The 22,200-nt window shown below is 72.9% G+C and carries 23 protein-coding genes; 9 read left to right on the forward strand and 14 right to left on the reverse strand.

Annotated features, from left to right (window positions below; genetic code table 11):
* Positions 1 to 26 precede the first annotated feature (26 nt).
* The 3 genes from OG906_RS14380 to OG906_RS14390 all read left to right on the forward strand — a co-directional run bounded on the left by OG906_RS14380 (position 27) and on the right by OG906_RS14390 (position 2,409).
* Positions 27 to 734: an MOSC domain-containing protein gene (locus OG906_RS14380; protein ID WP_329443084.1), complete on the forward strand. Its 708-nt coding sequence runs from the start codon at positions 27 to 29 to the stop codon at positions 732 to 734.
* A gap of 67 nt (positions 735 to 801) precedes the next feature.
* Positions 802 to 1,575, forward strand: coding sequence for an SDR family NAD(P)-dependent oxidoreductase (locus OG906_RS14385; RefSeq protein ID WP_267796292.1), 774 nt, complete (start codon positions 802 to 804; stop codon positions 1,573 to 1,575).
* Positions 1,576 to 1,707: 132 nt separating this feature from the next.
* Positions 1,708 to 2,409, forward strand: coding sequence for an ester cyclase (locus OG906_RS14390; protein ID WP_329443087.1), 702 nt, complete (start codon positions 1,708 to 1,710; stop codon positions 2,407 to 2,409).
* A 126-nt stretch (positions 2,410 to 2,535) separates the two neighbouring features.
* Here the strand turns inward: OG906_RS14390 and groL are convergent, their stop codons facing one another.
* Positions 2,536 to 4,164 (reverse strand): chaperonin GroEL, encoded by a 1,629-nt coding sequence (groL, locus tag OG906_RS14395; protein ID WP_329443088.1) that lies wholly within the window; start codon positions 4,162 to 4,164, stop codon positions 2,536 to 2,538.
* Positions 4,165 to 4,308: 144 nt separating this feature from the next.
* On the reverse strand, positions 4,309 to 4,617 hold the full coding sequence (gene groES / locus OG906_RS14400) for a co-chaperone GroES (RefSeq protein ID WP_053682586.1): 309 nt from the start codon (positions 4,615 to 4,617) through the stop codon (positions 4,309 to 4,311).
* Positions 4,618 to 5,005: 388 nt separating this feature from the next.
* Here groES and OG906_RS14405 point away from each other — a divergent pair, with 388 nt between their 5' ends.
* The 4 genes from OG906_RS14405 to OG906_RS14420 all read left to right on the forward strand — a co-directional run bounded on the left by OG906_RS14405 (position 5,006) and on the right by OG906_RS14420 (position 9,789).
* Entirely contained in the window at positions 5,006 to 5,686 is a 681-nt protein-coding gene (locus tag OG906_RS14405; RefSeq protein ID WP_329443089.1) for a response regulator transcription factor, read from the forward strand.
* Positions 5,679 to 7,037 (forward strand): sensor histidine kinase, encoded by a 1,359-nt coding sequence (locus tag OG906_RS14410; protein ID WP_329443092.1) that lies wholly within the window; start codon positions 5,679 to 5,681, stop codon positions 7,035 to 7,037. Before OG906_RS14405 ends, OG906_RS14410 begins: the two co-directional genes overlap by 8 nt.
* Before the next feature lie 92 nt (positions 7,038 to 7,129).
* Positions 7,130 to 8,365, forward strand: coding sequence for an LCP family protein (locus tag OG906_RS14415; protein ID WP_329443093.1), 1,236 nt, complete (start codon positions 7,130 to 7,132; stop codon positions 8,363 to 8,365).
* Positions 8,353 to 9,789, forward strand: coding sequence for an FtsW/RodA/SpoVE family cell cycle protein (locus tag OG906_RS14420; protein WP_329443095.1), 1,437 nt, complete (start codon positions 8,353 to 8,355; stop codon positions 9,787 to 9,789). Before OG906_RS14415 ends, OG906_RS14420 begins: the two co-directional genes overlap by 13 nt.
* A gap of 143 nt (positions 9,790 to 9,932) precedes the next feature.
* Here the strand turns inward: OG906_RS14420 and OG906_RS14425 are convergent, their stop codons facing one another.
* Both OG906_RS14425 and OG906_RS14430 read right to left on the reverse strand, forming a co-directional pair.
* Positions 9,933 to 10,742 carry a polysaccharide deacetylase family protein gene (locus OG906_RS14425; RefSeq protein WP_329443097.1) on the reverse strand — a complete coding sequence of 270 codons (810 nt, stop codon included), beginning with the start codon at positions 10,740 to 10,742 and terminating at the stop codon, positions 9,933 to 9,935.
* Positions 10,743 to 11,092: 350 nt separating this feature from the next.
* Positions 11,093 to 12,028, reverse strand: a complete 936-nt coding sequence (locus OG906_RS14430; protein WP_392899481.1) for a polysaccharide deacetylase family protein — start codon at positions 12,026 to 12,028, stop codon at positions 11,093 to 11,095.
* 90 nt (positions 12,029 to 12,118) lie between these two features.
* Between OG906_RS14430 and OG906_RS14435 the strand changes: the two genes are divergently transcribed.
* Complete coding sequence (locus tag OG906_RS14435) at positions 12,119 to 13,297, forward strand: class I SAM-dependent methyltransferase (protein ID WP_443067380.1); 1,179 nt, start codon at positions 12,119 to 12,121, stop codon at positions 13,295 to 13,297.
* Here OG906_RS14435 and OG906_RS14440 read toward each other — a convergent pair.
* The 5 genes from OG906_RS14440 to tsaB all read right to left on the reverse strand — a co-directional run bounded on the left by OG906_RS14440 (position 13,203) and on the right by tsaB (position 16,653).
* Positions 13,203 to 13,952, reverse strand: coding sequence for a hypothetical protein (locus tag OG906_RS14440; RefSeq protein ID WP_329443099.1), 750 nt, complete (start codon positions 13,950 to 13,952; stop codon positions 13,203 to 13,205). The two genes, OG906_RS14435 and OG906_RS14440, sit on opposite strands and share 95 nt — an antisense overlap.
* 116 nt (positions 13,953 to 14,068) lie before the next feature.
* On the reverse strand, positions 14,069 to 14,341 hold the full coding sequence (locus OG906_RS14445) for a hypothetical protein (protein ID WP_329443100.1): 273 nt from the start codon (positions 14,339 to 14,341) through the stop codon (positions 14,069 to 14,071).
* Complete coding sequence (gene tsaD, locus OG906_RS14450) at positions 14,338 to 15,480, reverse strand: tRNA (adenosine(37)-N6)-threonylcarbamoyltransferase complex transferase subunit TsaD (RefSeq protein WP_329443101.1); 1,143 nt, start codon at positions 15,478 to 15,480, stop codon at positions 14,338 to 14,340. Before tsaD ends, OG906_RS14445 begins: the two co-directional genes overlap by 4 nt.
* A complete protein-coding gene (gene rimI, locus OG906_RS14455; RefSeq protein WP_329443104.1) occupies positions 15,473 to 15,994 on the reverse strand; it encodes a ribosomal protein S18-alanine N-acetyltransferase in 522 nt (173 codons plus the stop codon). The genes tsaD and rimI overlap by 8 nt, the downstream gene beginning before the upstream one ends.
* Complete coding sequence (gene tsaB, locus OG906_RS14460) at positions 15,991 to 16,653, reverse strand: tRNA (adenosine(37)-N6)-threonylcarbamoyltransferase complex dimerization subunit type 1 TsaB (protein WP_267825917.1); 663 nt, start codon at positions 16,651 to 16,653, stop codon at positions 15,991 to 15,993. The genes rimI and tsaB overlap by 4 nt, the downstream gene beginning before the upstream one ends.
* A gap of 170 nt (positions 16,654 to 16,823) precedes the next feature.
* On the opposite strand from tsaB, the gene OG906_RS14465 reads away from it, so the two are divergent.
* Positions 16,824 to 17,384 (forward strand): hypothetical protein, encoded by a 561-nt coding sequence (locus OG906_RS14465; protein ID WP_329443107.1) that lies wholly within the window; start codon positions 16,824 to 16,826, stop codon positions 17,382 to 17,384.
* A 39-nt stretch (positions 17,385 to 17,423) separates the two neighbouring features.
* On the opposite strand, the gene OG906_RS14470 is transcribed toward OG906_RS14465, so the two are convergent.
* The 5 genes from OG906_RS14470 to OG906_RS14490 all read right to left on the reverse strand — a co-directional run bounded on the left by OG906_RS14470 (position 17,424) and on the right by OG906_RS14490 (position 22,083).
* A complete protein-coding gene (locus tag OG906_RS14470) occupies positions 17,424 to 17,603 on the reverse strand; it encodes a hypothetical protein (protein ID WP_267796305.1) in 180 nt (59 codons plus the stop codon).
* A gap of 120 nt (positions 17,604 to 17,723) precedes the next feature.
* Positions 17,724 to 18,299: a tRNA (adenosine(37)-N6)-threonylcarbamoyltransferase complex ATPase subunit type 1 TsaE gene (tsaE, locus tag OG906_RS14475; RefSeq protein WP_078999505.1), complete on the reverse strand. Its 576-nt coding sequence runs from the start codon at positions 18,297 to 18,299 to the stop codon at positions 17,724 to 17,726.
* Positions 18,256 to 19,395 (reverse strand): alpha/beta hydrolase, encoded by a 1,140-nt coding sequence (locus OG906_RS14480; protein WP_329448025.1) that lies wholly within the window; start codon positions 19,393 to 19,395, stop codon positions 18,256 to 18,258. The genes tsaE and OG906_RS14480 overlap by 44 nt, the downstream gene beginning before the upstream one ends.
* 68 nt (positions 19,396 to 19,463) lie before the next feature.
* On the reverse strand, positions 19,464 to 20,600 hold the full coding sequence (alr, locus tag OG906_RS14485) for an alanine racemase (protein WP_329443113.1): 1,137 nt from the start codon (positions 20,598 to 20,600) through the stop codon (positions 19,464 to 19,466).
* Between the two features lie 70 nt (positions 20,601 to 20,670).
* Positions 20,671 to 22,083 carry an NAD(P)H-hydrate dehydratase gene (locus OG906_RS14490; protein WP_329443115.1) on the reverse strand — a complete coding sequence of 471 codons (1,413 nt, stop codon included), beginning with the start codon at positions 22,081 to 22,083 and terminating at the stop codon, positions 20,671 to 20,673.
* Between the last annotated feature and the right edge of the window lie 117 nt (positions 22,084 to 22,200).

The raw sequence follows: 22,200 nt of genomic DNA on the forward strand, positions 1-22,200 counted from the left end.
TGAGGAGCCTCGACTAGCGTGTCCGCATGCATCTCATCTCCGTGAACGTCGGCCGCGCGAAGTCCGTCGGGTACTCCGACTCGAAGGACGGACTGACCGGCATCGGCAAACGCCCCGTCCCCGGCCCGGTGCGGGTCTTCGCTCCGGGCCCCAAGGGTGTCGGGGCGAGCGGTGTCGAGGGGGACGACGTGTGCGACCTGCGCCACCACGGGGGTGAGCACCAGGCCGTGTACGCGTACGCCCGCGAGGACCTGGACTGGTGGGAGGGCGAGTTGGGGCGCCCGCTGGCCGGCGGGCTGTTCGGCGAGAACCTCACCACCTCCGGCATCGACGTGAATTCGGCACGCCTCGGCGAGCGCTGGCGGGTGGGGCGGGACCTCGTCCTGGAGGTGGCCTCGGCCCGCATCCCGTGCCGGACGTTCCAGGGAGCCCTGGGCGAGCGCGGATGGGTGAAGCGGTTCACCCGGGAGGCCCGGCCGGGTGCGTACCTGCGGGTGATCGAGGAGGGCTCGGTGTCGCCGGGCGACGCCGTCGAGGTGCTGCACAGGCCGGACCACGAGGTGTCGGTGGAGTTCTGGTTCCGCGCCTTCACCACCGAACGGGCCCTGCTTCCGCGCACCCTCGCGGCGGGCGCGGCGCTGGAACCGGCCGCGCGGGAGACCGCGCGCACGTACGACCTGCGCCACGGTTCCCCGGCGGCGCGGGTCGACTCCGGTGCGGTGGGCGGGGCCTGACACGGGGTCCGGCGGACCGGACGGGACCCTGACGACAGGGCCCCGCGGCGGCGACTAGGTTGCGCACATGACGACTGCGTTGATTACGGGATCCACGGCGGGCATCGGCGCCGCCTTCGCCCGGCGGCTCGCCGCCCAGGGCCACAACCTCGTGCTGGTGGCCCGCGACACCAAGCGACTCGCGGAGCAGGCCACCGAGTTGCACGACCGCCACGGCATCGAGGCCGAGGTGCTGACGGCCGACCTCTCCACCGACGCGGGCATCGCGGCGGTCGAGGCCCGTCTCGGCGACCGCACCCACCCCGTGGACCTGCTGGTCAACAACGCGGGCTTCGGCAACAAGGGCCGCTACCTCGACGTTTCCATGGCCGACGAGTTGACCATGGTCAAGGTGCACATCGAGGCCGTGCTGCGGCTGACCTCGGCCGCCGGCGAGTCGATGCGCTCGCGCGGTCGCGGCGGCGTGATCAACGTGGCCTCGGTCGCCGCCTTCCTGCCGCGCGGCACGTACGGGGCGAGCAAGGCCTGGGTCGTGCAGTTCACCCAGGGCGCGGCGAAGGACCTGGCGGGATCCGGGGTGCGGCTGATGGCGCTGTGCCCGGGCTTCGTACGGACGGAGTTCCACGAGCGGGCCGGCATGGGCACGGACAACATCCCGGGCTGGCTCTGGCTGGACGCCGACAAGCTGGTGGCCTCGGCGCTGGCCGACCTGGCGCGCGGCAAGACCGTGTCGATCCCCGATCCCCGCTACAAGGCGCTGATGGGCGTGGTGAAGCTGACTCCGCGCGGGCTGCTCGGCGGCATGTCCTCCCGCACGGGTCGCAAGTACGGCCCGCAGTAGAGACCCGCGGCAGTACGCACGCAGTGACGCGGACGGCCGCCGCGGCGGGACACATCCGAACCAACCAAACCCGCCAAACGGGTGAAATCTCCCTAAACTGGACCTGTCCCATCCAGTGCGGGAGGCGACGCCATGACATTCGTACAGGTGATCGATTACGAGACCACGCGGTTCGAGGAGATGAACGCCCTCATCGACCGCTGGGCGCAGCAGGCGAGCGGTCGGCGCACGGTCACGCACACCATGATCGGCAGGGACCGCGAGACGCAGACGCACTACCTCGACCTCGTCGAGTTCCCCTCGTACGAGGACGCCATGAGGAACTCCCGACTCCCCGAGACGGACGGGATGTTCCAGGAGATGGTGGCCCTCTGCGAGGGCATGCCGACGTTCACGAACCTGGACGTGGTCCGGAACGAGCACCTCGACAAGCTGCTCGTGACCCGGATCTTCGAGGAGGTCGCGGAAAAGGGCGATTTCGCGGTCGTCGACGAGTGCGTCGCGGCCGACTACACCGACCACGACATCATGGCGGCGCCCGGCACGGGCGACGGCCGGCAGGGCATGAAGCGGACGATGGGCATGTGGCGGGACGCGTTCGACTTCTCGTTCGACCTGCACCGTCAGATCGCCGAGGGCGACTGCGTCACCACCCTGTGGGCCTGGACCGGCACCCAGAAGGGCGAGTTCATGGGCGTCCCGCCGACCGGGAAGGAAGTCACGATGTCGGGCTGCACGACCTTCCGCATCGAGAACGGTCAGGTGGCGGAGGGCTGGTGGTACTACGACGCGCCGGGCCTCATGCGGCAGATGGGCATGACGGACGCCGCCTGAGCCGTCGCCGGCCGGGACCCGGACACGGGGAAGGCCCCGGTCCCCCACCGCTCGGCGGTGATCGACCGGGGCCTTCCCTCGGATCAGCGGGGCCCGCCGAAGCGGCGGGCGCCCTGCGGCTCAACCTCAGTGGCTGTGGCCGTGACCGTGGCCGTGACCGGCGTCGCCCTCGTCCTCGGCCGGCTTCTCGACGACCAGGGTCTCGGTCGTGAGCAGCAGCGAGGCGATGGAAGCGGCGTTCTCCAGCGCGGAGCGGGTGACCTTGACCGGGTCGATGACGCCGGCCTTGACCAGGTCGCCGTACTCGCCGGTGGCCGCGTTGAAGCCCTGGCCCTTGTCGAGCTCGGCCACCTTCGCGGTGATGACGTAGCCCTCGAGGCCGGCGTTCTCGGCGATCCAGCGGAGCGGCTCGACGGCGGCGCGGCGGACCACGGAGACACCGGTGGCCTCGTCGCCGGAGAGGCCGAGGTTGCCCTCGAGCACCTTCACGGCGTGGACGAGGGCGGAGCCACCGCCGGAGACGATGCCCTCCTCGACCGCGGCGCGGGTCGCCGAGATGGCGTCCTCGAGGCGGTGCTTCTTCTCCTTGAGCTCCACCTCGGTGGCGGCGCCGACCTTGATGACGCAGACGCCACCGGCGAGCTTCGCCAGGCGCTCCTGCAGCTTCTCGCGGTCCCAGTCCGAGTCCGTGGACTCGATCTCGGCCTTGATCTGGTTGACGCGGCCGAGGACCTCTTCGGAGCTGCCGCCACCGTCGACGATGGTGGTGTCGTCCTTGGAGATGGTCACGCGGCGCGCGGTGCCCAGTACGTCCAGACCGGCCTGGTCGAGCTTGAGGCCGACCTCCTCGGCGATGACGGTGGCACCGGTGAGGGTGGCCATGTCCTGGAGCATCGCCTTGCGACGGTCGCCGAAGCCGGGGGCCTTGACGGCGACCGCGTTGAAGGTGCCGCGGATCTTGTTGACGACGAGGGTGGAGAGCGCCTCGCCCTCGACGTCCTCGGCGATGATCAGCAGCGGCTTCGAGGCGCCGGCCTGGATGACCTTCTCCAGCAGCGGCAGGAGGTCCTGGATGGAGGAGATCTTGCCCTGGTTGATCAGGATGTACGGGTCGTCGAGGACGGCCTCCATACGCTCCTGGTCGGAGACCATGTACGGCGAGAGGTAGCCCTTGTCGAAGGCCATGCCCTCGGTGAACTCCAGCTCCAGGCCGAAGGTGTTGGACTCCTCGACGGTGATGACACCGTCCTTGCCGACCTTGTCCATCGCCTCGGCGATGAGCTCGCCGACCTGGGTGTCCTGCGCGGAGAGCGCGGCCACGGCGGCGATGTCGGACTTGTCCTCGATCGGACGCGCGGTCGCGAGGAGCTCCTCGGACACGGCCTTGACGGCGGCGTCGATGCCCTTCTTCAGGGCGGCCGGGGAGGCGCCGGCGGCGACGTTGCGCAGACCCTCGCGGACCAGCGCCTGGGCCAGCACGGTGGCGGTGGTGGTGCCGTCACCCGCGATGTCGTTGGTCTTGGTCGCCACCTCCTTCACGAGCTGCGCGCCCAGGTTCTCGTACGGGTCGTCCAGCTCGACCTCGCGGGCGATGGTGACACCGTCGTTGGTGATGGTGGGGGCGCCGAACTTCTTGTCGATGACGACGTTGCGGCCCTTGGGGCCGATCGTCACCTTGACCGTGTCGGCAAGCTTGTTGACGCCGCGCTCAAGGGCACGACGGGCGTCCTCGTCGAACTTCAGAATCTTCGGCATGGAAGCGGTTCAGCCCTCTCGATAACTCGGGTTCAACGAACTGCGCCCCTCGCCGCCCGGCAATCAGCGGGGTGACCAGGGGCGCAGCTCAAAGCAAAACTGGTGAAGAGGAAGAGGATCGCTCCTCTTGCCTGCTTCGTTCGACTACTTCTCGACGATCGCGAGTACGTCGCGAGCCGAGAGGACGAGGTACTCCTCGCCGCTGTACTTCACTTCGGTGCCGCCGTACTTGCTGTACAGCACGATGTCGCCGACGCTGACGTCCAGCGGGAGACGCTGGCCGTCCTCGAAGCGACCCGGACCGACCGCGAGGACGACGCCCTCCTGGGGCTTCTCCTTCGCGGTGTCCGGGATGACCAGGCCGGAAGCCGTGGTCTGCTCGGCGTCGAGCGGCTGGACCACGATGCGGTCCTCGAGCGGCTTGATGGCAACCTTGGAGCTGGTGGTCGTCACGATCCGACCTCCCCCTTCGGAGATCCGGGGTTAACTGTCTGAGGTGGCGACCAGGTCGATCCGTCGTCGCGGGTGCCGGACCTGCCTGTCGCTGTGTTGGCACTCACCAGGGGCGAGTGCCAGGTGCGACACTATTCCGGCGATTAGCACTCGGTCAAGCGGAGTGCCAATTTGCCTCCCGGCGAGGCGCGCGCCGAGCCGGCCGCCGGGGGCCCGCCGGCCCTGCGGGCGGGGGGTTCCGGGCCTCTGCGTCGGCTCCCCGGAAGTCGCCCCACTTGTCCCTCGGGCAGGCGTTCGGCGTGATCGTCCCCGGCTTCGGCCGCCGATGTACCGAGTCCGGCTCCGGGTCCGACATCGGCTCCGGCGACCGATATGTGACGCTTGAGCCGTGCGCATCCTGGTGGTCGAAGACGAAGAGGGGCTGGCCGAGTCGCTGCGGCTCGGCCTGTCCGCCGACGGTCATTGGGTCGAGGTCGCCCACGACGGACACCGCGGCCTCGACCTCGCGCTGACCGGCGGCCCGTACGACGCCGTACTCCTCGACCTGATGCTCCCCGGCCTCGGCGGCCACGAGATCTGCACCCGCCTGCGCGCCCACGGAGACCGCACGCCCGTGCTGATGCTGACCGCCAAGGACGGCGAGCACGACGAGGCCGACGGGCTCGACGCGGGCGCCGACGACTACCTCACCAAGCCGTTCTCGTTCGTCGTGCTGGCCGCACGGCTGCGCGCGCTCGCCCGCCGCGCCGGCACCCCGCAGGTCGGCGTCCTGCGGGCCGGCGATCTCGTCCTGGATCCGTCCGGTCGGCGCTGCCGGCGCGGGGAGCGGGACATCGAACTCACCGCGCGCGAGCTCGGCGTGCTCGCCTGCCTGATGGAACAGCCGGGCCGGGCGGTCGCCAAGCAGGACATCCTCGACGAGGTCTGGAACGTCCCGCACGCCATCGACCCGAACATCGTCGAGGTGTACGTGTCCTCGCTGCGCCGGAAGATCGACGCGCCGTTCGGGCGCCGCTCGATCCTGACCGTGCACGGGACCGGCTACCGGATGGCGCCCGACGGTGGTTAGGACGGTCCGGGCCCGGGCGGCCGCGGCCGCCGCCCTCGCCATGGCCGCGGTGCTCGGCGCCGGCGGGCTCTGGCTGTACACGCTGCTGCGGGCCAACCTGCTCGACAACACCACCGGGCGCACGGAACTGGCCGCACGGAAGGTCGTCGCGCAGCTCGACACCCGGACCCTGCCTCCCGACGGCCGACTGGCCGCGCCCGACGGCGGGGTGGACCTGGTCCTCGTCCGGGACGCGGCCGGGCGGACCGTCGCCGGCAGCGGGGATCCGCGCGGCGCCCCGGACCTCGACGGACCGCGCCCGGCGGCCGGGGAGGACTCCCGGTCGGCCGTGGTGCCCGTGGGGCGCGCCGGTTCGGAGCGGGGGGCGGCGGTGGTGGTCCGCTCGCCGGGGCCGCCCGGGGGCCGGGGCCCGTACACCGTGTACGCGATGACCGTCCTGCGCGACGTCGACGACGCGACGCGGGCCATCGGGGTCGGGCTGCTCGCCGGCGCGCCCCCGTTGATCGCGTTCGCGGCGGCGCTGGCCTGGTGGGTGACGGGGCAGGCGCTGCGCCCGGTCACGGCGATCCGCACCGAGTTGGCGGCCGTCACCGCGAGCGAGCTGGGTCGTCGGGTCCCGGATCCGGGCGGGGCCGACGAGATCGCGCGGCTCGCCCGGACCGTCAACGACACCCTCGACCGGTTGGAGCGTTCCGACGCCCGGCAGCGGCAGTTCACCGCGGATGCCTCGCACGAGCTGCGCAATCCCCTCGCGGCCGTGCGGTCCCGGCTGGAGGTGGCCCTCGACCGGCCCGACCGGGCCTCGGTGGCGGCCGCGTTGGCCGACACCGAGCGGCTCCAGCGGATCGCGGCGGACCTGTTGCTGCTGGCCCGACTCGACGGTGGTCCGCCGCCCCGGTCCGAACCGGTGGACCTGGCGCTGCTGGCGGCGGAGGACGTGGCGCGCAGGGCGGCGCCCCGGGTGCCGGTGCGGCTGGAGGCGGGGGCGGCCGTACCCGCGTACGGGGATCCGGCGCGGCTGGAGCGGGCGCTGGCCAACCTGGTGGACAACGCGCTGCGCCATGCCCGCGCGGGGGTCGTCGTACGGGCGGCCTCGGACGGGGCGTGGCGGGTGCTGGAGGTGTCCGACGACGGCCCGGGGATCCCGGAGGCGGACCGGGAGCGGGTGTTCGCGCGGTTCGTCCGGCTGGACGCGGACCGCGGGCGCGCGAGCGGCGGGACGGGCCTGGGGCTGCCCATCGCCCGGGAGATCGCCCGCGCCCACGGCGGTGACGTGCGGGCGGGGAGCGTGCCGGGCGGTGGCGCCCGCCTCGTGCTCCGGATCCCGCGCCCCGGATCCGGCCCGGCCTGAAGCGCGTCGCGGGGCCCGGACCCGGCCCGGCCTGAAGACGGTTTCAGGACCCTCAGGTTTCCTTCAGCGGGGCTCCCCCAGCATCGACAGGCATGAGCGCGCACCGCAGGAAGACCAGCCGCCGCCTGCCGCGGCGTCGCCGCCTCGGCCGCACCCTGCTGACCGCCGGCTGTGTGCTGACGGTCCTGGCCGGCGGCACCGCCTGGTACGTCTACCGGGACCTGTCGTCGAGCATCGGCAGTTCGAAGGCCCTGGAGGGAGCGGAGAAGTCGGCGCACGGAGACACGAACATCCTGCTCATGGGGCTGGACAGCCGGCGCGACCAGAACGGCGAGCCGCTCCCGGACTCGGTCCTGGACAAGCTGCACGCGGGCAGTTCCGACATCGGCGGCTACAACACCAACACCCTGATCCTGCTCCACGTGCCCGGCGACGGCAGTCGGGCCCGGGCGTTCTCCATCCCGCGCGACGACTACGTGGAACTGCGCGGGATGCCGGGCCGGGCGCCGGGCGCGGCCGCCGGCAAGGCCAAGATCAAGGAGGCCTACGGACGGGCGAAGGCACTGCGCGAGGAGCAGCTGGCGGGCGAGGGGGTCAAGGACCGGCGGCGCCTGGAGCGCGAGGGCCGGGAGGCGGGACGCAAGGCCGAGATCGAGACCGTACGGACCTTCCTGGGGGTGCCGGTCGATCACTTCGCCGAGCTGAACCTGGCCGGTTTCCACCACCTGGCCGAGGCCCTGGGCGGGGTTCCGGTGTGCCTGAACAAGGCGGTGAAGGACAGGTACTCGGGGGCGGACTTCCCCGCCGGCCCGCAGACGCTGAACGGGCAGCAGTCGCTGGCCTTCGTGCGGCAGCGGCACGGGCTGCCGGGCGGTGACCTGGACCGGACGAAGCGGCAGCAGGCGTTCCTGGCGGGTGCGACGAAGAAGCTGAACGACGCGGGCACCTTCACGGACCCGGTGAAGTTGATCAAGCTGGTCGACGCGGCGAAGCAGGACGTGGTGACCGACGCCGGCTGGGACCTGCTGTCGTTCGTGAAGCAGGCGAAGAACCTGTCCGGCGGGAAAGTGCAATTCACGACACTCCCCGTGGAGGGCTTCGCAAGGAACCATGACGGGGACATCAACGTCGTAGATGATATGAAGATAAAGCGCCTCATTGCCGAGCAGATCGGGCCCAAGGCCCCTGCGAGTCCGAGCGCGCCGGGCGTCGCTCCCTCCGGACCGGGCGCGTCGTCCGCGCCGTCTTCACCGCCGCCCGCACCGCCGTCTCCCGGGCCCTCACAGCCGGAGAAGATCGACGGTGGCGGCGTCCCGTGCGTGGACTGAGGCCCCTGACGGAGGCGGGCGCGCGCCGCCGTACCGAGGCGTTCCTCCTCGTCCTCGTCGTCGGCATCGCCGTTTTCGGCCACTGCGCGGCGAGCCTGGCGATGAACGACGAGCTGCCGCGCAACCTCACCGGCTTCGTCATCAGCCTGACGCTGCTGTCGTTGGTGGGGCACCTGGGCATCCGCCGGTTCGCGGCGTACGCGGATCCGTTGATCTTCCCGCTCGCCATGCTGCTGACCGGGCTGGGCCTGGTCCTGCTCCACCGGCTCGACCAGGGGTACATCGAGCGGTACAACTCGGACGCGAACGCTCCCGGCCAACTGCTGTGGACGGTGGTCGGGGTCGCCGCCTGCATCCTCGTGGTGGCGCTGCTGCGCGACCACCGGCTGCTGCAACGGTTCATCTACATCACGATGGCCGTGGCGCTGGTCCTGCTGATCGCCCCGGTGTTCTCGCCGGCCGACACCTACGGCGCCAAGCGCTGGATCGTCGTCGGCGGCTTCTCGCTCCAGCCCGGCGAGTTCGTCAAGATCATGATCGCGATCTTCTTCGCGGGCTACCTCGTGATCCACCGGGACTCGCTGGCGCTGACGGGCCGGCGGTTCCTGGGCGTCCGGTTGCCTCCCATGCGCCAGCTCGGGCCGATCATCACCGTGTGGATCCTGTCCATGCTGGTGCTCGTCTTCGAACGCGACCTGGGCACGTCGCTGATCTTCTTCGGCGTGTTCGTGGTGATGCTGTACGTCGCCACCGAGCGCACCAGTTGGATCGTCTGCGGGGTGCTGATGGCCTCGGTCGGCGCCTTCGTGGTGGGTTCGACCGAACCGCACGTCAAGGGGCGGGTGGCCGCCTGGCTGAACCCGCTCTCCTACTACTGGAAGGACCGGCCGCCGGGGGTCGTCTCGGACCAGTCCGCGCAGGCGCTGTTCAGTTTCGGCACGGGCGGCGTCACCGGCACCGGTCTCGGCATGGGCCACCCCGAGCTGATCGCGTTCGCGGGGCGCAGCGACTTCATCCTGACCACCGTGGGCGAGGAACTCGGCCTGGCCGGGGTGATGGCGGTACTGCTCCTGTACGCGCTCCTCGTCCAGCGGGGCCTGCGGATGGCGCTGGCCGCGCGCGACCCGTTCGGCAAGCTGCTCGCGGTGGGCCTGTCGGCGGCGCTGGCGCTCCAGGTCTTCGTGGTCGCGGGAGGCGTGACCGGCCTGATCCCGCTGACGGGAAAGGCGCTGCCGTTCCTGGCGAAGGGCGGCTCGTCGCTCCTGGCCAACTGGATCATGATCGCCCTGCTGCTGCGGATCAGCGACAGCGCGGAACGCCAACGCGAGGCGGACGCCCGCGGCCCGGCGGAGACGACGATCACCCCGGTGGTGGTGGCGGGCACGGTGGACCGGGCCGCGACGGGGGCCGGCGCCCCGGGGTAGCCGCCGAGGGCAGTCCCCGAGGGCAGTCCCGCGCGGGTGGTCGGGCTCCGGGGGGCCTCCGGATGGTCGGGCTCCGGATGGCCGGCTCCGCACGCCGGCCCGCGGGTGGTCGGCCGCGCGTGGTCCGCGCCCGCGTGGTCGGCCTACAGGTAGTCCTCCAGGCGACCTATCGCGTAGCCCTGCTCCTGGATGCGCTTGAGCATCCGGGTCGTCATCTCGATCTCGGTGGAGCCCTTGAGCTCCGAGGGGCCGCGGAAGTGGGCCAGGATGATGTCGCCCGGCTTGAGCGCGGAGCCCTCGGCGTACTGGAAGTCGTTGATCTGCATCGACGCCCGCCAGAGGACGACGGTCGCTATGCCGCACTCGGAGGCGGCCCTGAGGGTGTCGTCGTTGTAGTTGCCGAACGGCGGCCGGAAGAGCGTCGGCTTGGCGCCGAACCGCTTGGCCAGGCGTTCCTGCTGCCCGCATATCTCCTTCTTCTGCGCCGCGTAGGACAGCGTCCGGAGGTTGGGGTGGGTCAGGGTGTGGTTGTTGATCGTGCTGCCGCTGCCGTTGTCGCGCAGGGCCTGGAAGTGCCCGTAGTCGGACGAGGCCACGTTGTCCGTGAGGAACATGCCGATCGGCAGCTTCAGATCGGCCGCCATCTTCAGGAACTCGGGGTTCTTCTCCGCGCCGTCGTCGAAGGTCAGGAAGACGACCTTCTCGGCGGGGGCCACGGGTATCCGGTCCACCAGCGTCGGCCTGCCCGGGGCGGCCTTGGGGAGTCGGGGCTTCTGCGCCGGCTTGGGGGCGTAGACGACCGGGGCCTTCAGACCCCACTTGCGGTAGGGCTGCTCCGCCGTCGCGGGCGCTCCGGCGGGCGCGCTCGACGCCGGGGCCGGGGCCGAGGCGGACGGGGAGGCCGCACCCGTCTCCGGCTTGGTCTTGCGGCCCAGTCGTTCGATGGGTTCCACGCTGTTGCCGCATCCCGCCAGCGACGCCACGAGGGCGCCGATCGCGAGCGCCCCGGCCACTCCTCGGCGGGCGGCGGGAGCGAGGGGACGACCGCCGACGCGGGGCGCGCTCCCTGAAGGAGCAGTACGGGAAAGGTGTTTGAAAGTCATACGCACGTGCGGAATGTATACCCGGATGGGGATATTCCGTTGATATGACCCGTCAGGGCCCGCCGAAACGCGCGGTGCCGACGGTACGGGCGGTGCCGACGGTATGGGCGGTGCGGCAGAGGCGTGCGGAGCCGGATTCCCCGCGGGGAGGGATTCCGCACGCGTACCGCTCGTCGGTCGAGGGGATCAGACGACGGGGATCAGACGTAGTCCTCCAGGCGGCCGATGGCGAAGCCCTTGTCCGTGACCGTCTTCAGGGTGTGGCGCACCATGTCGGTCATGGTGGCCTTCCAGTCCTCCTTGCCGCGGAAGTGCGTGAGGATGATGTCGCCCGCGTGCAGGTCCCGGTCCCATTCGCGCCAGTCCATGCGGTTGGGGAAGGCCTCCGCGTTCCACAGCGGAACCGCCTTGATGCCACAGGACTTGGCCGCGCGCAGCGTGTCCTGGTTGTAGTTGCCGTACGGCGGCCGGAAGAGGCTCGGCCGCTTGCCGAACTGCTTCTGGATCGTGTCCTGCTGGCCGCAGATCTCCTCGCGCTGCTGCTCGTAGGAGAGCGCGGGCATGTAGCGGTGGTTGAGCGTGTGGTTGTTCAGGGTGACGCCGGCGGCCTGCATCTCCTTGAAGTACGGGTAGTTGTCCTTCACGACGTAGTCGCTGAGGAACGCCGTGTACGGGATCTTGAGTTCCTTCATCATCTTCAGGAACTCGGGGTCCTTTTCGGCCCCGTCGTCGACCGTCAGGAAGACGACCTTCTCCTCGGTGGGGACCGTGGTGAAGACCGGCGGGTACTCCGACTGGTCCTCGACCTCGAAGCCGTCCCGCGTGGTGATCTCCGGCTTCACCTTGGGCGGCGCCGGCGCGACCAGCGGGACCTTCGCCAGGCCCCAGCGCTTCGCGGCGGCGACCCGGGCCTGCTGGGCGGCCTTGGCGCGCTCGGCGGGGTTCACGAGTGCGCCCGCGGCGCCCTCGGCGCCGGTCTTGGGCTTCGTGGCGGGGCCCGATTCCGTGGAGCTGCACGCCGTGCCGAGGGCGGCGACCAGCAGCGCGGCGAGGGCCACGCCGTACCGGCCGCGCGGACGCGCCGCTGACCGGTGACCTTGTTGCGTCTTATTTCCCTTTTGTCGTACAGGCTGCATAACGCCGGATCCTTACAGCACCACCCGGCGCGTCCCCGGCGACACCTCGACCGGACCCGGACCTTCCATCGACTGGCCCACAATGAACCGGTGACCCCCGAAGACTTCGCCGCACTGCTCACCCCCGAGGGCGACGCCCTCCTCGCCTCGCTCCGCGACCACGACCCCGCCCGGGAACTCGCCCTCGCCACCCGGCTGCGCCGCGAGCACCCGGCCGCGCTGGTCTCCGCCGCGCTCGGTCAGGCCCGGCTGCGGCAGCGGGCGGTCGCAAAGTTCGGGGCCGAGGACGCCTTCCGGATGTACTTCACGCCCGGCGGCGGCGAGATGGCCACCCGCGCGTCGGTGGCCGGGTACCGGGCCGAGCGGCTCGCCGCCCTGGGCGTGCGCAGCGTCGCCGACCTGTGCTGCGGCATCGGCGGCGACGCCCTGGCCCTGGCCCGCCTCGGGATCCGGGTGCTGGCCGTGGACCACGACCCGCTGACGGTCGCCGTCGCACGGGCCAACGCCGAGGCGCTGGGGCTGGCGGACCTGATCGAGGTCCGGGAGGCCGATGTGACGGACGTGGACACCACCGGCTACGACGCCGTCTTCATCGACCCGGCCCGGCGCGGCGGGCGCGGGAGGATCTTCGACCCCGAGGGCTACTCGCCGCCGCTCTCCTGGGCCGTGGAGGCCGCGCGGGCCGCGCGGTACGCGGCCATCAAGATCGCCCCCGGGATCCCGCACGAGGCCGTGCCCGCCGAGGCGGAGGCCGAGTGGATCTCCGACCAGGGCGACGTGAAGGAGGCCGTGCTGTGGTTCGGGACCTCGCCCGGCACCGTGCGCGCCACCCTGCTGCCCGGCCCGCGCGCGCTGGAGACCGCCGACCCGTTGCCCGACCCGGAGGCCGGCCCGGTCGGGCGCTGGCTGTACGAGCCCGACGGGGCCGTGATCCGCGCCCATCTGGTCGCGGAGGTCGCCGAGCGGCTGGACGGTCGGCTCATCGACCCGACCATCGCCTACATCACCGCCGACGAGCTGCGCGCGACCCCGTACGCGACCGCGTACGAGATCACCGACGTCCTGCCCTTCGGCCTCAAGAAGCTCAAGGCCCTGCTGCGCGAGCGCGGGGTGGGCGTCCTGACCGTGAAGAAGCGGGGCTCGGCGATCGAGCCCGAGGAGCTGCGCAGGAAGGTCAAGCCGCAGGGCCCGAACTCCGCGACCGTGTTCCTGACGCGCGTGGCGGGCGCCCCGTCGATGCTGATCGGCGCGCCGGCGCCGCGGGACTGAGCCGCCCGGACGACGCGAGCCGCCCGAAAGGTCCGGCGGGTCCGGGGGATCGCAGGGCGCACATCGCCCAGCGGTAGTGGGCGCCGGCCTTGCCGAGGCCCAGCAGGGCGGTGACCCACAGGATCAGGCCGAGTCCCATCGTCAGGACGAGTTCCGGGTACGCGCCCTCCCCCGGCCGGGTCCCGGCCGCCGCCCCGAAGGTCACCCGGAGGCCGAGCGCGCCCAGGGCGAGGGAGGCCAGCAGCCAGGCCAGGCTCCGGCCGGGGGCGCGCAGCCGGCGGTCGGCGGCCGGGTCGCGGTCCGAGGCCGCCCAGGCGCACTGGAGTTGCCGTATCCGCCGGTCCAGTCGGGCGCCCCGGCCGAACCAGATGCCGGCGGGCACCAGCACGCCGGCGGCGAGCGCGGCGAAGACGAGGCCGAGGGCGCGAGCGAGGGGGCCGCCCTCCTCGAAGGCCATCAGGGCCATGCCGACGAAGGACCAGCCGAGCGCGAAGACGGCCGCGACGGCCCAGAGCAGCAGGAGCCGCTCGATGCCCAGGTTGTGGCGGACGAGTTCCGCCAGGGAGCGCGCGCGGTCCGCCCGTACGACGGACTCGTCCAGCCACTCGCGCAGGTGCGCGGGCGGGGGCGGAGGAGGCAGGTCACGGCGAGGCATGCGCACGACCGTAGCGGGACCCGCTCCAGGACCGCCGGAGGGAGCCTGGACGGACGCGGGAGCCGCCCCCGGGCCGCTGCCGCCCCGGACCCGCCGCGCTCGGCCGAAAGCCCCGCTCAGCCGCCCGTGACCTCCACCGACTCGAACCGCCAGCGGTGCACCGCCCGGGTGATCAGGTCCGCGTCCGGCTCGGGCAGTTCGGGGAGTTCCTCCGATGCCCCCTCGGGGGCGTCCCACCAGGTGAGCACCAGCACCCGGTCCTGCGCGGCGCGGAACACCTCGCGGCGCAGCGGTTCCCGGGCCAGGACCCGGGAACGCGCCCACTCCAGCAGCTCGTTGCCCCGCCCGGCGACGGCGCGGGCCTCCCACATCAGCGTGACGGTGCTCACGAGTAGAGGTTGTCCTTGCTCAGCTCGTGCACGTGGTCGTGGGAGTGCCCGTGATCGTGGGAGTGCCCGTGCGCGTGACCGCCGTGGTCGTGCGCGGTGCCCGGCACGTGCGGTTCCGTCACCGGCAGCGAGGAGTCCGCGGACAGGTCCCAGTCCGAGGCCGGCCGGTTCCGCTTGACCATCTCCGCGCCCAGCGCCGCGACCATCGCGCCGTTGTCCGTGCACAGCTTCGGCCGCGGCACGCGCAGCACGATCCCCGCGTCGTCGCAGCGTTCCTGTGCCAGCGAGCGGAGCCGGGAGTTGGCCGCGACGCCGCCGCCGATCATCAGGTGGTCGACGCCCTCGTCCTTGCAGGCGCGGATGGCCTTGCGGGTGAGCACGTCCACGACGGCCTCCTGGAAGGAGGCCGCCACGTCGCGCACCGGCACGTCCTCGCCGGCCTTCCGCTTCGCCTCGATCCAGCGGGCCACGGCCGTCTTGAGCCCGGAGAAGGAGAAGTCGTACGCCGCGTCGCGCGGCCCCGTCAGTCCGCGCGGGAAGTTGATCGCCTTCGGGTCGCCCTCGCGCGCGAGGCGGTCGATGACGGGACCGCCGGGGAAGCCCAGCTGGAGGACGCGCGCGATCTTGTCGAAGGCCTCGCCCGCCGCGTCGTCGATGGTCGCGCCGAGCGGCCGTACGTCGGTGGTGATGTCCGGGGCCAGGAGCAGCGAGGAGTGGCCGCCGGAGACCAGCAGGGCCATGGTGGGTTCCGGCAGCGGGCCGTGTTCGAGCTGATCGACGCAGATGTGCGAGGCCAGGTGGTTCACCCCGTACAGCGGCTTGCCCAGGGCGTACGCGTAGGCCTTGGCCGCCGAGACGCCGACCAGCAGGGCGCCGGCGAGGCCCGGGCCGGCGGTGACGGCGATGCCGTCGAGGTCGCGGGCGCTGACCCCGGCCTCCTTCAGGGCGCGCTCGATGGTCGGCACCATCGCCTCCAGGTGGGCCCGGGAGGCGACTTCGGGGACGACTCCGCCGAAGCGGGCGTGCTCGTCGACGCTCGACGCGATCGCGTCCGCCAGCAGGGTGGTGCCGCGGACGACGCCGACGCCGGTCTCGTCGCAGGACGTCTCGATGCCGAGGACGAGGGGTTCGTCAGCCATGGGACTCACTTCTCACGGGTTGTGCGGAGCTCAGGGAGTTCGCGGGGTCGGCGAGGCGCATCACGAGCGCGTCGACGTTGCCCGGTTGGTAGTAGCCGCGTCGGAATCCGATGGGCTCGAAGCCGAAGCGCTCGTAGAGCTTCTGGGCCCGCGTGTTGTCCACGCGCACCTCCAGGAGCACTTCCGCGCATTCGAAGGCGGTCGCGGCGCGCAGCAGGTCGGTGAGCAGCCGGGCGCCGAGGCCGGTGCCCCACTGTTCGCGGGCCACCGCGATGGTCTGTACGTCGCCCAGGTCGCCGGCGGCGGCCAGTCCGGCGTAGCCGACCAGTCGGCCGGCCCCGTCCTCGGCGACCACGTAGCGGCGGGTGGCGTGGGGGCCGCGGGCGTGGGCGAGTTCGGACCAGAACATCCCGGCGGACCAGGCGTCCTCGGGGAAGAGCTCGTGCTCGAGCTCCAGCACCGGGTCGATGTCCCACCAGCGCATGTCGCGCAGCACCACGGTCGGGGCGGTCACTGCGGGGTGACCACCTTGTAGTTCTTGGGTACCTGGGCGTCGGGGCGGCGCAGGTACAGCGGCGTCGGGGGCAGGAACTCCGCCCCGGCCGCCAGTCGTTCCGCGGCCAGGGCCGCGAGGGCGCCGGCGGACTGGTGCTCGGGGGCCCGCGCGTCGGTGAAGACGTCCGGGTAGAGCACGGCGCCCTGGCCGACGGAGGGCAGCCCCGCGACCTGTTCGGCGATGTCGGCGGGGCGGTCCACGGCGGGTTCGCCGACGCGGGTGCGCGGGTCCTCGTAGCGGGCCCAGTAGACCTCCTTGCGCCGCGCGTCGGTGGCGACGACGAAGGGGCCCTCGATGCCCGCGGTGCCCGCGGCGTACGCGAGCCCGTCGAGGGTGCACAGGCCGTGGACGGGGACGCCGAGGACGGAGGCGAAGGTGGAGGCGGTGACGAGGCCGACGCGGAGGCCCGTGTAGGGGCCGGGGCCGACGCCGACGACGATGCCGGTGACGGCGTCGAGCTTCAGCCCGGCCTCGGCGAGCACCTTGTCGACGGAGGGCAGCAGCAGCTCCCCGTGGCGGCGGGCGTCGACCTGGTTCGACTCGGCGAGGACGGACTCGCCGTCGTGCAGGGCGACGGTGACGGCGGGCGTGGCGGTATCTACAGCGAGCAAGAGCACGCGAACAGCCTACGACTCCGGGGCCCCGGACCCTTCCGGCCGGTCGCCGGGCACCCTGGCTGCTACCTTTCGACCGGGGTACCGCGAGGTACCGCCCGAACGCCCCGGGGCAGGCCCGTCAGGTCGTTTCGGCACAAGGCTTTCAGGACCGCGCGGAGAGGTGGAGCAAGGTGGCACGCAGCAGCTCGGGAATCGTGGCCGGGCTCACCGTGGCGGCGCTCGCCGCCGTCGGCTTCCTCGGCTACCAGGCCTCCGCGACGGCGCCCGCGCACCCCGTGAAGGCCTCCCCGCAGGCACCGGCGTCCGGCGCTCCGAGCCAGTCCCCCGCCAAGCAGGACCCGGCGAAGGCCACGGCCCTGCCGGAGGGCTCGGGCACGGGCGAGCGCGTCGTGTACTCGGTGTCCGGGAAGCGGGTCTGGCTGGTGGCCGCGGACGGTCGCGCGGCGAAGACCTTCGCGGTGATGCCGAGCACGGTGCATCCGGCGGCCGGCACCTATGTCGTCGGTTCCCGCGCGGGCGCGGTGCCCGGCTCGGACGGGGCGCCGATCGAGCACGTGGTGCGGTTCGCGAGCGTGGAGGGCATCTCCATCGGCTTCAGCGCCCGGGTGGACGGCAAGACCCCGGCGCCGGACCCGGCCAAGAAGACCGGCGGCATCCGCATGTCGCGGCTCGACGGTGACGCGATGTGGACGTTCGCCACGATCAACTCGAAGGTCGTCGTCGTTCCCTGACCCGCCGGCGGGTCCGCCCGTTTCACCCGTATGTGGGAATCAGGCCGCTTCGGACTCCGGAGCGGCCTGTTCCGTGTTGACGGGTGCCTGGGAGGCCGGTTCCCACGCGGGCGGCGTCGAGACGGCTCTGGCGGCCGCGCACGAGGCGAGCAGGGCCCGCATGGACACGACCGTGCGGGGCGTTCGCTCCGCTCCCGCTGCTGCTCCTGCTGCCGACATGGATGCCTCCTGGACGGGCCCGGGACGCCGTACTTAGGTAAACCTAACCAGCGCTCGCTACCATGTCACCACGAGCGTACCCACCGGCGCAACGTTTTCCCGACGAGTTGTCGGTACCTTTTACCTCGCGGCCCGATCCACCCGCCCGGTCGCCTCGGCGAGCCCCGCCAGCCCGGCGTCCGCCCAACGTGATCCGATGCCGCGCACCGTGACCCGGCGTACGTCGTCCAGGACCTCCTCGTGCCCCACCGCCCGGGCGATCACCACGTGCAGGCGGTCGTCGGAGAGCTCCTCGACCTTCCCGTCGCCCCACTCCACGACGACCACGGACTCGGGCAGCGAGACGTCGAGGTCGAGGTCCTCCATCTCGTCCAGGCCGCCGCCGAGCCGGTACGCGTCCACGTGCACCAGCGCCGGGCCGCCGACCAGCGACGGGTGTACCCGGGCGATCACGAAGGTCGGCGAGGTCACGGCCCCGCGCACGCCGAGGCCCTCGCCCAGGCCCCGGGTGAGGGTGGTCTTGCCGGCGCCGAGTTCGCCGGTCAGCAGGACCAGGTCGCCGGGACGCAACAGGGCGGCGACGCGACGGCCCAGTTCCTGCATGGATTCGGGCGAGTCGACGGTGATCAGGGTCTCGGTGGCGGCGCCGGCCTCAGGAGCCTGGCTGCGCTGCGCTTCCCGCGGTGCTTCTTCCATGCCCGCCAACGTTAGCGGCTTCGGATCCCGTGTCCGGCACGGCTCCGGTGCGGGCCAGCAGTCCCATCAGCAGCCCGGTCACGATCTCCGGGCGCTCCAGCATCATCAGGTGCCCGGTGTTCTCCAGGACCACCAGTTCGGCGGCCGGCAGGGCCTCCTTCATGGCGACGCTGTGCTCCGCGGGGGTGATCATGTCCCGGTCGCCCGCGACGACCGTGACGGGGACGCCGGCGAACCGCTGGAGCGCGGCGGTCTTGTCGTGGATCTGGAACGCCGGGTAGAACTCGGCGACCACGTCGATCGGCGTCGCCTCGATCAGCCGCTCGGCGAACCGCGCGACGCCCGGGTCCACGTCCCGCGAGCCGAACGAGTACTGCTTGATCATGCCCGCGAAGAGGTCCGCGGTCGCCCGCCGGCCCCGCTCCACGAGCTCCACCTGCGAGCCGAGCACCTTGAGCACCCCGGGCAGCAGCCGGCGCACGGCGCCCATCCCGACCGCCGGCAGCCCGTACGTCACCTCGCCGAGCAGACCGCTGGAGGTGCCGACCAGCGCCACCCCGAGCACGCGGTCGCGCACCAGCTCGGGGAACTGCTCGGCCAGCGCCATGATGGTCATGCCGCCCATGGAGTGCCCGACCAGCACCAGCGGCCCCTCGGGGGCGGCGGCGTCGAGGACGGCCTTGAGGTCGCGGCCGAGCTGGTCGATCGTGACGGGTTCGCCGTCGGCCTGGGCGAGGCCGCGCATGCTGCGGCCGTGGCTGCGCTGGTCCCAGTACACGGCGCGGACCACTCCGCGCAGGGCGGCCCGCTGGAAGTGCCAGGAGTCCTGGCCCAGGCAGTAGCCGTGGCAGAAGACGACGGTGACCGCGGGCGGTGTCCTGCGGCGCAGCCGGCGCCGCTTGCCCGGGTCCTGCGCGGGCAGGTCGTCCACCTCGTAGTACAGCTCGGTGCCGTCCTCGGCCCGGGCGGTGCCCTCGGTGCCGCGCAGGGAGCCGTAGTCCCCGGCGGCGTCCAAGGCCAGCCGGGCCTTCATCCGGATGCCGCGGCCCACCGTGATCCGTTCGACGGCGACCCCGGCCGCCGCTCCGGCGGCCATCACGCCGATCGCGGCTCCGGCCCAGCCGGCCTTGCGCCAGTTCTCGCTCACGCCGTCGCCGTCCTCACTCAGCCGTTGCGGTACACCCGGGGCACGCGCCCCCCGATACGGGTGACGATCTCATACGCGATCGTGTGCGCCGCTTGAGCCCAGTCCTCGGCGGTGGGTTCGCCGAGGTCACCGGGGCCGAAGAGGATCGCCGGATCGCCGGCCGCGACGTCGGCGTCGCCGATGTCGACGACGAACTGGTCCATGGCCACCCGCCCGGCCACCCGCCGGACCTCGCCGCCCACCAGGACGGGGCCGGAGCCGGAGGCGTGGCGCGGGATCCCGTCGGCGTAGCCCGTGGGGATCAGGGCCAGTCGGGTCTCCCGGTCCGTCACGTAGTGGTGCCCGTAGCTGACTCCGTGGCCGGCGGGGACGCTCTTCACGAGCGCGACGGACGCCTTCAGCGACATCGCGGGCCGCAGCCCCAGCTGGGCCGGGGTGCCCAACTCGGGCGCGGGCGACACCCCGTACACGGCGATCCCGCAGCGCACCAGGTCGAAGTGGGACTCCGGCAGCGTGAGCGTGGCCGGCGAGTTGGCGATGTGCCGCACCTCGGGCTCGACGCCCTCCTTCTCGGCGTACGCGAGCATGTCGCGGAACGCGGCGAGCTGGAGCGCGATCGAGGGGTGCCCGGGCTCGTCGGCGCAGGCGAAGTGCGACCAGACGCCGGTGACGTCGACGGTCCCCTCCGCCTGCGCGGCGACGGCGGCGCCGACCAGTTCGGCCCAGTCCGCGGGCTGGCAGCCGTTGCGCCCGAGGCCCGTGTCGGCCTTGAGCTGGATCCGCGCGGGACGCCCCGCGGCGCGCGCGGCCTCCCGTACCTCCTCCAGCGCCCACATTCCGCTGACCGCGACGTCCAGGTCGGCCTCGACGGCCTCCCGCCAGGGCCCGCCGGGCGTCCACAGCCAGCACAGGATCCGTGCCTCGATGCCGGCGGCGCGCAGCGCGAGCGCCTCCTCGGGCGTGGCGGTCCCCAGCCATGTGGCGCCGGCCTCCAGGGCCGCGCGGGCGCAGGGCAGGGCCCCGTGCCCGTATCCGTTCGACTTGACGACGGCCATCAGCTCGGCCCGGGGCGCCCGCTCGCGCAGCGCGCGCACGTTGCTCCGCACGGCGGCAAGGTCGATCTCGGCGTAGGCGCGCGTCGGTGTCTCGTTCATCCCGCACAGTCTCTCAGAACCCCCCGGGGGCTCCGTTCCCCCGCGTGTCGGGGTGCGGACGGGTGCGGGGTCACCCGGAGCGGACGTCCCGCCAGGCCCTCGGCACCGCGTCCGCCACCTGCTGTGCGAGGACCGGCGCCCCGTCGGAGGCGAAGCGGCCGGCCAGACCGTGCAGGTACGCCGCCACGGCCCCGGCGTCCACTCCGGACAGCCCCGCCGCCAGCAGCGACCCCGCCACCCCGGACAGCACGTCGCCGCTGCCCGCGGTCGCCAGCCACGGCGTCCCCGTCGGGTTCACCCGGACGACCGGATCCCCGTCGGAGGCGATCAGCGTCGTGGAGCCCTTCAGCAGGGCCGAGGCGCCGTAACGGCCTGCCAACGCCCGCACCGCCGCCAGTCGCCCCGCCTCCACCTCGTGCCGGGACACCCCCAGCAGCGCCGCCGCCTCCCCCGCGTGCGGGGTCAGCAGGGTCGCCGCGGACCGCCCGCGCAGCACCTCGGGGTCCAGGCCGCGCAGCCCGTCCGCGTCGACCAGTACCGGTACGTCGGACTGCGCCAGCACACCCGCGACCTCGTCGGCCCGCGCGTCCCCCAGCCCCGGGCCGACCACCCACGCCTGCACCCGGCCCGGCCCGATCAGCGTCTCCGGGTACCGGGCGAGCACCGCGTCCGCGGCCGGACCCACGTACCGCACCGCGCCCGCGCCGCCGCGCAGCGCGCCGGCCACGGCCAGCACCGCCGCCCCCGGGTAGCGCGCGGAGCCGGCGACGATGCCCACCACCCCGCGCCGGTACTTGTCGCTCTCGGCGGTCGGCTCCGGCAGCAGCCGGGCCACGTCGGCGTGTTGCAGGGCCTCCAGCTCCGGGGCGGGCAGCGCGAGCCCGATGTCCACCGGCCGCACCACCCCGGCCAGCGCGGCCCCCGGGTCGATGAGCAGGCCGGGCTTGTGCGCCCCGAACGTCACCGTGACGTCGGCCCGCACGGCCGCCCCCGCCACTTCCCCGGTGTCCGCGTCCACCCCGCTCGGCAGGTCCGCGGCGACCACCACGGCGCCCGTCGGGATCCGTTCCACCAGCGCGGCGGCCGCCGGGCGCAGCCCGCCCCGCCCACCGATCCCGACGAGCCCGTCCACGACCAGGTCGGCACGCTCCGGAACGGCCGGCTCCACCCGGCCTCCGGCGGCCAGCAGCGCGGCGGCCCCGCCCGGGTGCACCCGGGCGGGGTCCATCGGCACCGCCGTCACCCCGGCGCCGCGCCGGGCCAGCCGGGCGCCGGCGTACAGGGCGTCGCCGCCGTTGTCACCGGGGCCGACCAGCAGCACGACCCGCGCCCCGTACACCTTGCCCCGACGCCGGGTCAGCAGGCCCGCGCACACGGCGGCCAGGCCGGCCGCCGCCCGCAGCATCAGGGCGCCCTCCGGCAGCCCGGCCATCAGCTCGCGCTCGGCGGCCCGTACGGTCTCCACGCTGTAAGCAGTACGCATGGCACCAGCCTGCCCGAAAACCCGGCGCGGGCCCCGGCTCCCGGGCCCGTCAGGAGCCGGAAGAGCCCCGTGAGGACCGGAAGGGCGGGAAGGCCGGAAGGCCCGGGGCCGGAAGGC

It is taken from the genome of Streptomyces sp. NBC_01426 (assembly GCF_036231985.1).
Lineage (GTDB): Bacteria > Actinomycetota > Actinomycetes > Streptomycetales > Streptomycetaceae > Streptomyces.

Bases quoted from the DNA above. Each gene is read 5' to 3' on its own strand.
- OG906_RS14490 (WP_329443115.1), bottom strand. From the start codon at position 22,083: ATGCGTACTGCTTACAGCGTGGAGACCGTACGGGCCGCCGAGCGCGAG.
- OG906_RS14385 (WP_267796292.1), top strand. From the start codon at position 802: ATGACGACTGCGTTGATTACGGGATCCACGGCGGGCATCGGCGCCGCC.
- OG906_RS14390 (WP_329443087.1), top strand. From the start codon at position 1,708: ATGACATTCGTACAGGTGATCGATTACGAGACCACGCGGTTCGAGGAG.
- OG906_RS14470 (WP_267796305.1), bottom strand. From the start codon at position 17,603: ATGTCGGCAGCAGGAGCAGCAGCGGGAGCGGAGCGAACGCCCCGCACG.
- OG906_RS14440 (WP_329443099.1), bottom strand. From the start codon at position 13,952: ATGCCTCGCCGTGACCTGCCTCCTCCGCCCCCGCCCGCGCACCTGCGC.
- OG906_RS14415 (WP_329443093.1), top strand. From the start codon at position 7,130: ATGAGCGCGCACCGCAGGAAGACCAGCCGCCGCCTGCCGCGGCGTCGC.
- OG906_RS14430 (WP_392899481.1), bottom strand. From the start codon at position 12,028: ATGCAGCCTGTACGACAAAAGGGAAATAAGACGCAACAAGGTCACCGG.
- tsaE (WP_078999505.1), bottom strand. From the start codon at position 18,299: ATGGAAGAAGCACCGCGGGAAGCGCAGCGCAGCCAGGCTCCTGAGGCC.
- OG906_RS14480 (WP_329448025.1), bottom strand. From the start codon at position 19,395: ATGGCCGCCGGAGCGGCGGCCGGGGTCGCCGTCGAACGGATCACGGTG.
- alr (WP_329443113.1), bottom strand. From the start codon at position 20,600: ATGAACGAGACACCGACGCGCGCCTACGCCGAGATCGACCTTGCCGCC.
- OG906_RS14380 (WP_329443084.1), top strand. From the start codon at position 27: ATGCATCTCATCTCCGTGAACGTCGGCCGCGCGAAGTCCGTCGGGTAC.
- groL (WP_329443088.1), bottom strand. From the start codon at position 4,164: ATGCCGAAGATTCTGAAGTTCGACGAGGACGCCCGTCGTGCCCTTGAG.
- tsaD (WP_329443101.1), bottom strand. From the start codon at position 15,480: ATGGCTGACGAACCCCTCGTCCTCGGCATCGAGACGTCCTGCGACGAG.